Annotated in this window: 13 protein-coding genes; 2 read left to right on the top strand and 11 right to left on the bottom strand. The window is 39.1% G+C overall.

Annotated features, from left to right (window positions below; translation table 11 throughout):
* A partial coding sequence (locus tag AN964_RS04310) for a transposase (RefSeq protein ID WP_152982410.1) occupies positions 1-552 on the top strand: 552 nt, incomplete at its 5' end.
* A gap of 140 nt (positions 553-692) precedes the next feature.
* On the opposite strand, the gene AN964_RS04305 is transcribed toward AN964_RS04310, so the two are convergent.
* The 6 genes from AN964_RS04305 to AN964_RS04280 form a co-directional block, all read right to left on the bottom strand.
* A complete protein-coding gene (locus AN964_RS04305) occupies positions 693-1,706 on the bottom strand; it encodes an SIS domain-containing protein (RefSeq protein WP_055738526.1) in 1,014 nt (337 codons plus the stop codon).
* A 152-nt stretch (positions 1,707-1,858) separates the two neighbouring features.
* Complete coding sequence (locus AN964_RS04300; protein WP_055738525.1) at positions 1,859-3,199, bottom strand: amino acid permease; 1,341 nt, start codon at positions 3,197-3,199, stop codon at positions 1,859-1,861.
* A gap of 21 nt (positions 3,200-3,220) precedes the next feature.
* A complete protein-coding gene (locus AN964_RS04295) occupies positions 3,221-4,042 on the bottom strand; it encodes a TIM barrel protein (protein WP_055738524.1) in 822 nt (273 codons plus the stop codon).
* Between the two features lie 172 nt (positions 4,043-4,214).
* Positions 4,215-5,702, bottom strand: a complete 1,488-nt coding sequence (locus tag AN964_RS04290) for a tagaturonate reductase (RefSeq protein ID WP_055738523.1) — start codon at positions 5,700-5,702, stop codon at positions 4,215-4,217.
* A gap of 94 nt (positions 5,703-5,796) precedes the next feature.
* Positions 5,797-6,810, bottom strand: coding sequence for a zinc-binding alcohol dehydrogenase family protein (locus tag AN964_RS04285; protein WP_055741132.1), 1,014 nt, complete (start codon positions 6,808-6,810; stop codon positions 5,797-5,799).
* Positions 6,811-6,927: 117 nt separating this feature from the next.
* Entirely contained in the window at positions 6,928-8,424 is a 1,497-nt protein-coding gene (locus AN964_RS04280; RefSeq protein ID WP_055738522.1) for a UxaA family hydrolase, read from the bottom strand.
* A 189-nt stretch (positions 8,425-8,613) separates the two neighbouring features.
* On the opposite strand from AN964_RS04280, the gene AN964_RS04275 reads away from it, so the two are divergent.
* Entirely contained in the window at positions 8,614-9,483 is an 870-nt protein-coding gene (locus AN964_RS04275) for a helix-turn-helix domain-containing protein (RefSeq protein ID WP_055738521.1), read from the top strand.
* Between the two features lie 80 nt (positions 9,484-9,563).
* On the opposite strand, the gene AN964_RS04270 is transcribed toward AN964_RS04275, so the two are convergent.
* The 5 genes from AN964_RS04270 to AN964_RS04250 form a co-directional block, all read right to left on the bottom strand.
* Positions 9,564-10,808 (bottom strand): MFS transporter, encoded by a 1,245-nt coding sequence (locus tag AN964_RS04270; protein WP_055738520.1) that lies wholly within the window; start codon positions 10,806-10,808, stop codon positions 9,564-9,566.
* A 143-nt stretch (positions 10,809-10,951) separates the two neighbouring features.
* Positions 10,952-11,953, bottom strand: coding sequence for a LacI family DNA-binding transcriptional regulator (locus AN964_RS04265; protein ID WP_055741131.1), 1,002 nt, complete (start codon positions 11,951-11,953; stop codon positions 10,952-10,954).
* 314 nt (positions 11,954-12,267) lie between these two features.
* The gene (locus AN964_RS04260; protein WP_055738519.1) at positions 12,268-13,104 is read right to left on the bottom strand and encodes an SDR family oxidoreductase; all 837 of its coding nucleotides are present in this window, start codon (positions 13,102-13,104) and stop codon (positions 12,268-12,270) included.
* On the bottom strand, positions 13,101-14,177 hold the full coding sequence (uxuA, locus tag AN964_RS04255) for a mannonate dehydratase (RefSeq protein ID WP_055738518.1): 1,077 nt from the start codon (positions 14,175-14,177) through the stop codon (positions 13,101-13,103). Before uxuA ends, AN964_RS04260 begins: the two co-directional genes overlap by 4 nt.
* Positions 14,177-14,812, bottom strand: coding sequence for a bifunctional 2-keto-4-hydroxyglutarate aldolase/2-keto-3-deoxy-6-phosphogluconate aldolase (locus tag AN964_RS04250; protein WP_055738517.1), 636 nt, complete (start codon positions 14,810-14,812; stop codon positions 14,177-14,179). Before AN964_RS04250 ends, uxuA begins: the two co-directional genes overlap by 1 nt.
* Between the last annotated feature and the right edge of the window lie 2 nt (positions 14,813-14,814).

Raw genomic sequence — 14,814 nt, 5'->3', positions numbered from 1 at the left:
GATGCCGTTGCGGCAGATGCAGCTTATAAAACACCGGCCATCACGAAATACTTAATCGAAAACGAAATGACACCTGCTTTACCTTATACAAGACCACGTACAAAAGAAGGTTTCTTCCGAAAACACGAGTACGTATATGATGAATACTATGATTGTTACATATGCCCATCAGGGGAGATATTGAATTACTCTACCACGACAAAAGAAGGGTATCGTGAATACAAATCTTCTAAGCATATTTGCGCTAATTGTCCATTTTTATCGCAATGTACGGAGAGTAAGGATCATCAAAAAGTAGTGACTCGTCATATTTGGCAAGAGTACCTTGAGGAAGCAGATCATCTTCGTCATCACAAAGAGGTAAAAACGATATATGCGAAACGCAAAGAAACGATTGAGCGTGTATTTGCAGACGCAAAAGAAAAGCATGGTATGCGTTGGACAACGTTAAGGGGACTTAAAAAATTGTCGATGCAGGCGATGCTTACTTTCGCTGCCATGAATTTGAAGAAAATGGCCAACTGGATATGGAAAGGTCCGGAAATGGCCTAGTAGATGAGGATGAGAGAGGTCAGCATACACCCAAAAAGGTAAAAAAGTAAGAACAAAATCAAAAGGGGTTCGGAATGTGACCATTCCGAACCCCTTTTGTCTACAATCTGAAGCACTACAAAGTAGTGCTCATCGTTCCATTAATATTCCATTTTTCGATAATATCTGCGAAGGTCTAATGAATGGTTTCTTTCTCTCTCAAGGTACACACTAATACGGCTTAGAACCGACCAGTTAATGCTAACGGCAAAGTGCTTTCTAAATTCTTCGCTGATGCCTTCCATAGCAAAGTCTTTCGTATCGATAATGGTCAGCTGTTTGGTGATTTTTTCAGCAAATCTCTCCACTCGGTCCATTAGCGGTCTTGTTTCATCTTCCCCTTTTAATAAAATCACGCTTGTATCTTCTACCACCATTTCAAGCGTACCATGGAAAAATTCCGCAGCATGAATCGATTTGGCATGAATCCATTGCATTTCCTCTAAAATACACATTGCATAGGAATACGTGTTACCCCACAAATTCCCTGACCCAACCATCATATGGTAGTCCGTATCTTTATGTTTGATCGCAAATTCTTCTGCTTTTTTATCAAAGGCTTTTACTGCACTTAAGATGGCTCTTGGCAGCAACGAAACTTCCTTCGTAAATTGCTCGTATTGAGGAAATTCATTACGGTTGTACATGAAACGGAAGACAAACATATACAACAGCATGAAGAACGTATCAAAGGAATGCTTTTCGGAACCGGTTGTGATGCAATAATCTACCATTTTAGTTAATGGTGTATCCGGTTCTGCCACTAGCGCAATGGTGGTAGCTCCTTTTTCCTTACAGAATTCTGCGGCCTCTAACGTTTCTTTCGTAGTCCCTGAAACAGATGCAAAAATACACACAGAATCCTTACTAAAATGTTTATGATTCATCACCAAGAATTCTGCGGCAATTTCCGCATGAACATCAATAGTAGAATTGGATTTTAATATGTATTCATACGGATACATCATCGCAATTGTTCCACCGGCACCGATCATAAATATATTGCTATATCCCTTTTTGGAAATAGTATCGACTATTTCTTCAATTTGCCCTCTAAATTGAAGACCTTCTTTTTCTACTAATCTAAGAAATAATTCCTCATCAAATTTTAGCATAGATGCTTCCTCCTTGTAGGACATAGGGTCTGATTCCTCGTCCTAATATTCGTTTTTCACTTTACTTGGAAGTATATTTGTTATGTCTTGTATTATAACAAACTGATACATCAAATACAATTATTTTTTAATTCTAGGGAAGTGTCCCTCTACTAAGCTATTAATTGATCATCATCCTTATTCCGGCCATATTTCTTTTGCCAGTAAAAGTAGACTGGAAGACCAGTGGCAATTACAATTAACGCTGCCAGCATTCCTTGCCAAGGTGCCCAGGTGAAAGTTCCCCACGCAAGCCATGAAGCACCAAGGATCGCTAAAATGGTGGTAATTTTCCAAAACGGCATCCGGTAAATTGGGTTATAGTCATCTCTTTTACGGCATTTATATACGGCCACAAAATCCAAAATATTGATGACGAGCTGAATAAGGGTAAAATAGCCAAGCAATGCTGTTAAACTACTGGAAAATACCAGAATACATGCATATGTAACTTGTATAATAATGGAGAAGCTTGGTGTTTCGTATTTAGGATGGACCTTTGCAAAGCGTTTAAAGAATAGGCCATCCTTCGCCATCGCATACTCTAACCGCGGTTGAAACATAATACACGAGCTTAATGACCCTAAGATTACGATGATGGCTGTTATCCCTACAAAAGTAGAGGCAATATGTGACAGACCCGGTATAAATTTCACAGCATCCGATACTGCTGCTTGAGAATGCAGTAATTTATCAAAAGGCATTAGACCAATTACACAAACTGCTAAAAGGGTATACAAGCCCATTACAATAAATACGGAACTAATAAGCGCACGCGGAAGAATTTTTCCAGGGTTTTTAAATTCACCTGCCATAAAACAAATTGCTGCCATTCCTGTATAGGCCCAAGTAGTCGCAGAAACGCCGCCTATTAAACTTGTTTTTACTGCTCCATGTGTAGGAGTATAAGAAAAGTTTCCCACCTTCATATACATGAACCCCAAAATAATTACTATAAGGAAAGGTATGATTTTAACAGCTGTAATAATGACTTGGAAAAGTCCGCCTTCCTTCACGCTCCGGTAATGAATAGAGGTGATGATAAGAATAATTGCGACCCCCAGCAACTTTCCTGCAATACCCGTAAAGAATGGAAAAAAGCTTGCTACATAAGAGACGATTGCCAATGCCATAATGGAGATAGAGGGTGGATCTAGAGCCCAGAACGTAGCCCATCCATATAAAAAGGCAAGGGGTCTCCATCCTGCTTTATTCAGATAGACGTAACCGCTTCCATTTTCAGGGTAAGCAGTAGATAATTCCGCCAACACCATCACTTGCGGGATTGCAATGATTCCTCCAATGATCCAGGCTAGAATGGAAATGGACGGAGTTCCCGCTGCTTTTGCAACATCACCAGATGAAACGAAAATACCTGATCCAACTGTAGTGCCTACCGCGATGGCTAATGCGGACCAAAAACCGAGTTTTCGTGTAAGTGTGCTATTCCCCATAAGAGTTCCTCCACATTCAGATTATTCAATTCCCAATTCTTTTATTTTATAGTACGATTTCCGGACTGCTTGTTGTGGATCTTGATAATAACTAGAACCCATAATTTCTAAGGTGAAGGCTCCTTGATAATGATGATTTTGAAGACTCTTTATATATTCCCGCCACGGTAAAATTCCATCATCCATTCCCAAATGGGCATCTGAATGACCATCCCCATCCATTAAATGAAAATGGCTTAATTCAGGCAGAATAGAAAAATAATCATCCGGCGTTTCACCAGCTAATTGCATTGCTACCGTATCAATCATTCCCTTTATGGAAGAAGATTGTATTTCTTCTATCATTCTTTTTACCCCTTGCGTATCAATGACTAGATTTGATTCAAATTTCGTTAAAGGTTCTAAGGCAAGCGTCATTCCTTCCCTTTCCGCAACCTTCGATAATTGATAAATAGAGTCACATGAATACTTCCAAGATTCCTCCTTCGGCAGAGAAAAATCCCCAATTCCAGAAGTGATCAACATCATATTCGTTTCTAACTCCAAGGCCGCATACATGTTTTCAATAAAATAATCCATGCTCGTTTTTCTCCATTGAGAATCCGCGGCAGCAATATTGTATGGATAGACACATTGTTCGGGAGTATAGCAAATAATATCCATATTTCTGGATTTCACTTCTTTTTTGATACTCCCAATACTTTCCAATGCATTTCGATAAACATATAAATGCGGCTCCCCTGCCCATAGTTCAATGCTGGTTATTCCGAGCTGTTCCATACTGTTTAAAAAATACGAAAACGGAAAATGCTTAAACGTAATATTCATCCCTGCAACTTTCATTCATATCACCTCCATAGCTTTGAAAGCGTTTTTATTTGTTATATCTTGTATTATAATTAACAGATACAAAACTTGCAATCTATTTTTTGTATGTCTGCTCCTGAAGTTCCTTTTCCCACATAGAAAAAGGACAATTCCACTGCGTTAATTAAGCAGTGGAGCTGTCCTATTTTCATATCATTTCTTTTAATTCTTCATATATACTACTAGAAAGCCCATCTATTTGATTTAAATCCTTATCCCAAAATAGATCATTTCCCAAAAATTGCTTAATCAAATTCTGAAGTGAAAGCTCGTTCTTTTTAAATTGAGACCATCGTTCACACATAAAAGAAAGTACTTGTTCATGATCTTTTACGACATATGAATCCCCGTTGAATTGAAATCCAATATAACCATCTTCCATTTTTTCTATTTGATAAAAGCGAATAAGCGCTGCAAATGCACGTATTAAATTATCCGGCAGTTTTTGATTCTTTTCATAATAGGACTCGATGGTAGGGAGAAGACGAACTTTAAATTTAGAGATGCTATTTAATGAAATATCCGCTAAACGGTGTTGAACAAATGGATTCATAAAACGCTCAAACACACTTTCTGCATATTCCATTATCTCTTTACGGTCAAATGCTAGAGTTGGAATAATCTCATTATCCACCGTTTCACGCAGAAATTGATTACTTTCTGATTGTGACACCCACTCCCCAACCGTATCCATTCCAGATAAAATTCCAAGAAGAGCCATTAAAGTATGAGAACCATTTAAGATACGCACCTTCCTGATTTGATAGGGAGCTAAATCCTTCACCCATTGCACGTTTAAACCTGATTTTCTTAATGGAAGCTTCTTCTCTAATTCAGGATTACCTTCTATTGCCCAAAAATGATACGGTTCAGCAGTGTTCAGCAATAAATCTCGATATCCCCATTTAGAAAATAAACATTCCGCCTCCTTTTCAGGAAAACCCGTGACTATCCTATCAACAAGAGAATTAAGAAATAGATTATCCCGCTCTACCCATTCCATAAAGGTCAGTGGCAACCCCCAGTCTTTACTGTGCTGAAGGACATATCGCTTCAAAATGTCACCGTTTTTTTCCAAAAGCTCACACGGAAGCATAATGAGACCTTTTTTCGGATCCCCATTAAAGTGCACATAACGTCTATATAAAAAAGCAGTAAGTTTACCCGGAAATGATTCTATTGGTTCCCCATCTTTCCAAGGTAATGTTTGATAGGAAAGTCCCGCTTCCGTGGTATTGGATACGATAAATTCTAATGTTGGGCTGCATGCTAATGCCAAGAATTCTTTCCACTCTTCATATGGATTTAGTGCTCCTGCAAAAACAGGAATAATCTCCTTGTGTTCTATCTTTGCCCCGTTCTGTAACCCACGTATCATCAATGTATATAGACAATCTTGATTGGCCAATTTTTCAATCATGCCTTTTCCAGATGGCCGTGGTTGGGTAACTACGATACTGCCTTGGAAATTCCCTTGTTTATTACATTCATGTATCATCCAATCAAAGAATCCACGGAGGAAATTCCCCTCTCCGATTTGCAGAACCTTTACTGGATAATCCTGTCCCCTATAATTTCTTTTTATGGTTTCTGTCTGTTCATTTAGAAGGTTTGATGACGAGTGAATATTGTTCATTCTACAATATCCTTTCTATTTAAACTTTAGCACTGCCGTTCCATTCATCTTTATCACTGGTAAAATCCCCTATTTGTTGGGTTATCAACGCTCCTTAAAGCTCCACAATCGCTTTGATCACTTTTGCCTCAGGATTCAACCATCCCTCAAACTGCTCTATCATCTGATCGAAATGGGCACGATGAGTAATATATTTCCTTAAATCTACTAATCCTTCCTTTAGTGCATTTACTACATACTGAAAATCCTCACGAGTTGCGTTACGGCTTCCCATCAAAGTTAGCTCCTTTGCATGGAAATCAGGGTCATGAAAGGTAATATCCGTTTTTACTAAACCGACAAAAATTAATTTTCCGCCGTGAGCAGGATAGTTAAAAGCGTCTGTCATGGACTTTGCGTTTCCTGTTGCATCAAAAACAACGGTTGGCATCTGCCCATTCGTCAGTTCCGCTAATTTTTCCAAAGGTTGTTCCAGTACATTGACTGTTTCATCAATATTTGCCCACTCACGGGCAAATGCAAGTCGTTCATCATTCAGATCCATGGCAATTACTTTTGCCCCCTGGTTCTTTGCAAATGCCATGACACCTAAACCAATCGGACCAGCCCCAATCACTAGTGCGTATTCTCCTTTTTGAATAGCTGCCCTTCTTACTGCGTGAGCACCTATACTCAAGGGTTCAATCATCGCAGATTGATCAAGTGTCAGCCCTTCCGTTTTTACTAAATGGTCAGCAAGAACAGTCATCCACTCACTCATTCCGCCATCAATATGTACACCCTTTACCTTCATATTCGTACAGCAATTTGGTTTTCCGTTCTTACAAGCAATACATTCCCCACACTCCATGTATGGAATAATGGAAACTTGATCGCCAACCCTTAATCCTGATGCATTATCTGGAATAGATTCAATAATCCCCGACAATTCATGCCCAAGTACACGTGGGTACGTGAAAAATGGCTGATTGCCTCCATATGCGTGAATATCCGTTCCGCAAATCCCAATACGCTGAACCCGAATGAGCGCTTCGCCTTCTTGAGGAACAGGAGGTTCTGCTTCCACCATTTTAAATTGCTTTGGTTTTTCACAAACAATTTTTTTCATAAAAATTCCGCTCCTTTTTTTATCTGCAAGTTTTGTACATTCTTTGTTCTTTTCAAATTTCCAGGTTTCTTGATAAGTTGAATTGACGGTACACGGGACCTGGCCCCCTAATCCCACCTAAAGAATTACTCCATCTTTAAAAATACTAATCTCTTTAAATCCGAATTGTTCGTTATTGGTGCGTTTTTGTCCGGAGGCTAGTGAAAGAATATATTCATATAAATCTTTTTTTAAGCTTTCCATTGTTTGTCCTTCCAATAGCTGCCCAGCATTGTAGTCAATCCAGTGTTTCTTGCGTTTAGCCAATTCTGAGTTCGTTGCTATTTTCACTGTAGGAACCGGCCCTCCAAACGGCGTTCCTCTACCTGTTGTAAACAAAACAATATGGGCACCAGCCGCCGCAAGGGCTGTCACGGAAACTAAATCATTTCCAGGGGCATTCACCAAATTCAACCCGTTCCTTGTCACTCTTTCCCCATAAGGACTAACATCTACCACTGGTGAGTGCCCGCCCTTTTGCGTACAGCCAAGTGATTTTTCCTCTAGCGTGCTAATGCCACCTGCTTTATTGCCGGGGGATGGATTTTCATAGATTTCTTGTTCGTGACGGATAAAATATTCCTTAAAATTATTGATTAACTGTACGATTTTATGAAAGGTTTCTTCATCCTTTGCCCGATTCATCAAAATGGTTTCGGCACCAAACATTTCCGGAACCTCTGTTAAAATCGTTGTTCCGCCTTCCCCTACAATGAGATCGGACACAGCTCCCACTAATGGATTTGCCGTTATACCGGAAAATCCATCTGAACCGCCGCATTTAAGCCCTACTTTAAGCTTCGATACCGGAATAGGCTGACGTGCAAATTGTTCCGCATACTCCACTAATTCTTCTATTAAGCTCATTCCAATTTCCAGCTCATCCTCAACATCCTGAGCCCTCAAGAACTTTATGCGATTCGGAGAAAAATCACCGATTACCTTTTTGAATGCTTCAATTTGATTATTTTCACATCCTAATCCCACAATTAAAACACCAGCAGCATTTGGATGCTGAGCTAAGGAAGCTAATAGTTTTTGCGTATTAGAAAGGTCATCCCCCAATTGGGAACAGCCATAAGGATGCGGAAAATGATAAACTCCATCTATGTTGCGATCTTTAAATTGTTCATTCCCCATTTTAGCCAGGATTTCGCAAGTCTTATTAATACATCCAACCGTATTAATAATCCATATTTCATTTCGGATTCCTGCTTCTCCGTTCTCCCTTAGGTATCCTCGAAAAGTATGTTGTACATTTTCCGTTGGAAACTTATGATTAGTAGGTTGATAGGAATAATCTAAAATCCCCTTTAACCCTGATTCCAAATTATGTGTGTGAACCCATTCCCCAACCGTTAAATCTCTTTTGGCTTTTCCTATCGAATAGCCAAACTTTAATACATCTTCTCCGGATTTTACTGGATTTACTAAAATCTTATGCCCTTTTGGAATATCCTCTGAGACCTCCACTTGTTTCCCCGTACTTGGAATCTCGAGAATTTCCCCTTTGTTCATATCCTGTAGGCAAATTACCACATCATCACTGGAATGTAATTGTACTATTTTACTCATATCGGCCCCTCCTTAAATGATGAAAGGGACGGTTCTTCCGTTTCCATGGAACAGGAGAACCGTCCCTTCGTTCCCTGTAAGCCCTTTCAATTCATAACTCTATTTTATCATCAAGAAATGAAATACAAATGGCATATTTTGCTGTAATTGTGCTCATTTTTGATATAATAAATACAAGGTGATAAACGGATGAAAAATATTCAAAAAGTGTCAAATCAAAACTTGCTGTTCCCTTTTTCCTTTGTCTTCCAAGATACAAAGAGCCCACAAAGGGAACTGTCTAACCATGTGCACGATTATTATGAAATTGTATATGTTTATAGCGGCCAAGGAACTTTCTTTATTGGTGATGTATTTTATCGAATGCAGCAAGGTGATGTATTTCTGATTCCAAATAATACAATTCACAGAGCAATGCCCGATAAGGATAATCCCGTTACATCAACCATTATCTTTTTTAGCCCAACCCTGCTATATAATAATCCAGTAGACGAATTTTTTTCCTATATACATTTATTTGAGGAAACGAAGAAGTTTAATATCTATCAAATATCTTTGCCATCCGAAGCACAACAAAAAATAGAAAAACAACTATTAACGATTCAACAGGAAATAACGAACGAGGAGCTTGGGGCAAAGCATGCTTCATTGATCATACTCCACCAAATAATTCTCGATTTATATCGCATTCGCATAAAAAGCAACGCGAAAAGTAGAATATACAACTCGGATTGGATAACCGATATCTTGGCATATATAAATGAACATTTAGGGGAATCTTTATCCTTAACAGAGCTTGCCAATAAATCTTTAGTGAGCACCTCCCATTTCAGCAGAATATTTAAACAAAAAACAGGAATTGGATTAATCGAATATTTGAACACCAAAAGGATCATTAAGGCAAAAGAGCTTTTATTAACTACTACTTACACGGTGTCACAAATAGCTGAAAAATGCGGCTTCGAAAGCGTGTCCCATTTTCATCGTATTTTTAAAAAATATCTAAAAATGACTCCAGCAAGCTATCGAAAAAGTGATAAAAAGACCAGAAACACATGATGAATTTCGATGTCTCTGGTCTTTTCTTTTCTATTTACTCTTACGTTGTATGAAACAGGAGAACCGTCCCCATGCTCCCATTACGCCTCTTTCACAATCGGACGAACAAATCGAATAACTGCCAGAGAAGCAACTACTGCTAAAGCACCGGCAAGAATAAATGCAGCAGTAAAAGTTCCTGACTTATCAACAAGGTAGCCAGTTAGGGTTGGCCCAATAATTCCTGCTGTATTCGCTAAAAAGTGCATGAAACCGCCAACAGATCCAACATTGTTTTGATCGACAACATCATTGATGATTGCCCAATAGATTGCACCCGTTAAATATAAGAAGAAAACAGAGAGCGCTACCAAAGTTACGGCACCAACGGTTGTCGTTACGACGCCGGCAAAGCCGATACAAACTGCTGATAAGAACAGGCATGTAACAAGGACGAGCTTTCTGGAGAATAAGACTCCCTTTTTGATGAATTTCTTGTAGAAGAAATCGGATACAATTCCGCCTAAAGCGAGACCTAAAAAGCCTAGTATCCACGGAATAACCGTTACCACACTCATATCCTTAACACTTAATCCGCGGGCATCTACCAAATAGCTTGGGAACCAAGTTAAAAAGAAAAATAAAATATAGTTGTAAGCAAAGAATGCAAAGGCTGTAAATAATACGGTTTTTTGTTTTAGATAAAAAGTCAGACTGTATTTTTTACCAGATTGATCCCTTTCTTTTGCCGCAGCAATTTCCAATTCTGCAGAAGCCGAATCCGATGGTTTTTCCTTTACAAACTTCCACCAGAACAGTGCCCAAATTAGACCAATTAACATAATCGCAATAAAGGAATATCTCCATCCAAATGAAATAGCAATAAAACCAACGATTGGTCCTGAAATCGCACCGCCGAGTGGAGTCCCACTGTTCGTTAACCCAACCACTGATGCACGATTACTCGGCGGAAACCAGTTATTGACCATTTTATTAATCGTTGCTGAAAGCGGACCTTCGCCCATTCCAAACAATACGCGAATGACAATCATGCTGACAAAACCAACAGCAAGCACGATAGCTCCGCTGAAAAGCGACCAAACAATCATTGCAACAAATAGGGTAAGTTTGGCGCCAAATCGATCCGATGCCATCCCTCCCAAAAAGTTAAAAATCGCATATCCAACAGAGAAACTACTGAAAATAATTCCCATTTGTGTATCTGTTAAGGTTAAATCATGTCTAATAAATGGAGCCCCAACGGATAATGCAGAACGGTCTAAATAATTGACCACTCCAGCTAAAAACAAGAATAGAATTACAACTCCTCTTCCTTTAGAAAACATCCATACTCCCCCTGGAATAAATTTTATATTTCTCTGAATACAGAAAGCGTTTCCATTTAATAACAGAAACATGTTAGTAGTTTATATTTTTGAAAAATGGATAATAAACCGATTTAGTTTTTCAAAAAACGAAAGATTCTAATTTAACAGGAAAATCTTGGGATTAATGTTGGTTTAAAACGATGTACACCTGTATCGATAACCCTTTCTTGTTTAATCTGACTAAGAAGCTGTTCTGCAGCTAAATGAGCCATTTCTACAGTCGGCTGTTTAACAGTGGTAATCGTTGGAGTATAGAAATCAGCAAATGGCACCTCATCAATCCCAATTACCGCAACATCATTAGGAATCTTTAAATTACGGTTTTTGATAAATCTTAACACTTCGTTTAGGACAATATCATTCCCAGCTAATACAGCTTCAGGAGGGGTATCTAACGAAAATAACTCCGTTAATGCCTCTGAAATTTCTTCCGCTGGAGCTGTCTTAATATATTCTTCCTTAACAGGGAATCCATACGATTCAAGCGCCTCTCTGTATCCTTGAATACGTTCCACACGCGGACTAATATTCCGGATAATAGAAGTGGTCACTATCGCAATATTCCGATATCCTTTTTCAACAAAATGATCAACAGCCAGTTTTGCAGCCAGATGATTATCGAGCATCACCGTTGTAATATCCAACTCTGCAATCGTCCTATCCATAAACACAATCGGAAACTGATCGCGAATCATTTGCTGATACAAATCAAGATTATCCCCTGTTGGAAAAATGATAATTCCATCTACTTGCTTTGCCCTCAGCATTTCAATATAATTCTTTTCCTTTTGCGGCTCATCATCCGCATTACACACAATTATATGAAACCCTTGTTGATAAAAATATCCTTCGATTGCGCGAATGATATTTGTGGAAAAAGTGTGGACATTATTAGCCACGACCACGCCGATCGTAAAAGTAGATTTCTGCTTTAAGCTTCTTGCTAATATGTTAGGTTGATAGTTTAATTCTTCAATGGTATCCTTGATTTTTTTTCGCGTTTTTTCACTCATATATTCATATCGTTCGTTCAAATATTGCGAAACCGTACTTTTGGATACATTTGCATGCTTAGCAACATCAGCAATGGTTAACTTCTTCATCATGTATAGTTCATTCCTGTCTTTTCTGTAAACCCAATACATAAAACGGTTCACCTTGTATTATTAAGGCTATTATCTTAAACCATGTTGCTTCAATCTCATAAACTTCCTTATTCAAGTTAAAACCGCTGAATTAGGATTTAAAACAAATGAAGAAAAGCAACAGGTTAAAATCAGCTTTTGTATTTTAACAACCTTTACGAAAACAGCCATTAATAAGATTATTCTATTATAATTGGAACCGCTTTACAATTTCTCTAAAAAAAATCACCGGTATTAGGCGAACCACCACCTTTCCTCATGACGAAAATGTATTACACACCGGAATAAGCCATGAAACCTCCATCAACTGGCACCGTAACACCTGTTACAAACCCTGAATAAGATTCATCGACAAGCCATAGCATGGTTCCAAGCAGATCCTCCGGTTGACCAAATCGTTTCATTGGTGTTCCTGTAATGATTTTCTGTGAACGCGGAGTGTAGCTGCCGTCTTCGTTAAGCAGCAAATCGCGGTTCTGCTTAGTTAGGAAGAACCCTGGAGCAATCGCATTCACACGCAAGCCTGCTTCGGCAAAATGCACTGCCATCCACATGGTGAAATTATTAATGGATGCTTTTGCTGCACTATAGGCCGGCACCTTCGTCATCGGAGCATAGGAACTCATAGAAGAAAAGTTCAAGATAACAGGTGCTTTTGCTTGTAATAACAATTTTCCAAAAACTTGGCTTACTAAAAATGTTCCAGTAAAGTTGCTTGAGAAAACAGTGGAAAATCCACGTTCATCTAAATCAAAGAAGGATTTCCCTTCTGCATCTTCTTCATAGGTTTCTGGGCCTGTTATCGCATCCGGATGGTTTCCGCCAGCACCATTTATTAGGATATCTACGCCGCCAAACTCTTCTACAATTCTATCTTTTGCTTTTTCTAAAGAAGCTCGGTCTAAGACATCTGCCACAACGGAAATAGCTGTTCCGCCAGACTCGGTAATTTGATCGACTACTAGTTTTCCGCTTTCAGCGGTTCTATTTAAGATGGCGATTTTGACTCCATGGCGAGCTAATTCGCTCGCCATTTTGGAACATAAAACCCCGCTGCCTCCGATAATAACTGCCACTCTGCCTTCTAAGTTTGAATGAACTGGAATCATGATTGTCTCCCTACCTTTTTGGCTTCATATGCATCCCATAATCCTAATAGATACATAATTCCTAAAGCCCGGTCGTATAATCCATAACCTGGGCGGCAAACCTCTCCCCAAATATGGCGGCCATGGTCCGGTCTGACATAGCCGGTATAATCATGATTATGTAATGCTTCGACAACTCCTTTTACATCAATGGAACCATCTTGTGTATAATGGGAGGTTTCTTCAAAATCACCATTTTCATAGATTTTTACATTGCGAATATGAGCGAATGGTGAGCGGTTTGCATATTCTTTTGCAATTTCCACCATATTGTTTTCAGGATTGGCACCCATTGAACCTGTACATAAAGTAAACCCGTTCGCAGGAGAATCAGAGATCTGAATTAGTCTTTCATAGCTTGCCTTCCCTGTGATAATCCGTGGCAATCCAAAAATAGACCAAGGTGGATCATCCGGATGAATCGCCATTTTGATTCCGTTAGCCTCCGCTATTGGTAAAATTTCGTTAAGGAAGAAGGCTAAATTTTCCCATAGCTTTTCTTCGTCCACGCTTTTATAAGCCTCAAAAAGTTCTGAAATGCGCTCAAGTCTTTCTGGTTCCCAGCCAGGTAATGTTAAATCGGAAGCACTCGATACAGTTTGGATAAGCTCTTTCGGGTCAATTTGATCGACTTTTGCTTTTTCATAGAATAGTGCCGTTGATCCATCTTTTAAAGGATGGAACATTTCTGTACGGGTCCAATCAAACACTGGCATGAAATTATAACAAATAACTTTTACTCCAAATTCTGCTAGATTTCGAATTGTTTCTTTGTAATTCTCGATGTACTTCATTCGGTCGGCATTGCCTAATTTAATGGATTCATGAACATTGACACTTTCCACGACCTCGGTATGAAAGCCAAATGACTGAATATATTCGATTTCTTCTTTAATTTCGTTCTTTTCCCATACATCTCCGGCTGGTTTTTGGTGCAATGCCCACACGATGCCTTTGACGCCAGGGATTTGCTTAATATGTTCTAACGTAACGGTATCATTTTCTCTGCCGTACCATCTAAATGTAATATTCATCACGACACCTCCACTTTTTCTTCACTTTTTTGGATATATTTTCGGCTTAATTCTACAACAGCATCGTAGCCGCCGCTTTGATAGGCTTTGTTTAAATCACTGCCGATTCCAACTGCTACGGCTCCTGCATCCAGCCAATTTTTTAAATTGGATAAGTTGATTCCACCCGTAGGCATGATTCGCACATTTGGAAGCGGGCCATTTACAGATTTTATAAAGGACGGGTCAAAATGATTTGCCGGGAATAATTTCAGCACATCACATCCTGATTCTAAAGCCATTCCCATTTCCCGAATCGTCATACAGCCTGGCATGTACGGAATACCATAACGATTGCAAAGGATTGCCACTTCTTCATTAAAATAAGGACTAACAATGAATTTAGCGCCATTTAAAATAGCATGCCTAGCTGTTTCCGCATCTAATACAGATCCTGCTCCAATTAATGCATCCGTATGTTGAAGAACTTTAAATGCTTCTTCAATTTGCGGAGTCGTATAGGTTAGTTCGATAACACGAATACCGCCTTCGATTGCTGCTTTTGACAAGATGCCAGCTTCTTCGCCGGACTTCCCCCGAATGACCGCAACTACTTTCTTCTCTACTAATTGTTGAGTGATAGATTGTTTATTCATCG

Origin of the sequence: Heyndrickxia shackletonii, from assembly GCF_001420715.1 — a bacterium.
GTDB classification, from domain to species: domain Bacteria; phylum Bacillota; class Bacilli; order Bacillales; family Bacillaceae_C; genus Margalitia; species Margalitia shackletonii.
The sequence above is the reverse complement of the archived record's forward strand: the minus strand, read 5'-3'. Positions and strand labels throughout refer to the sequence as shown.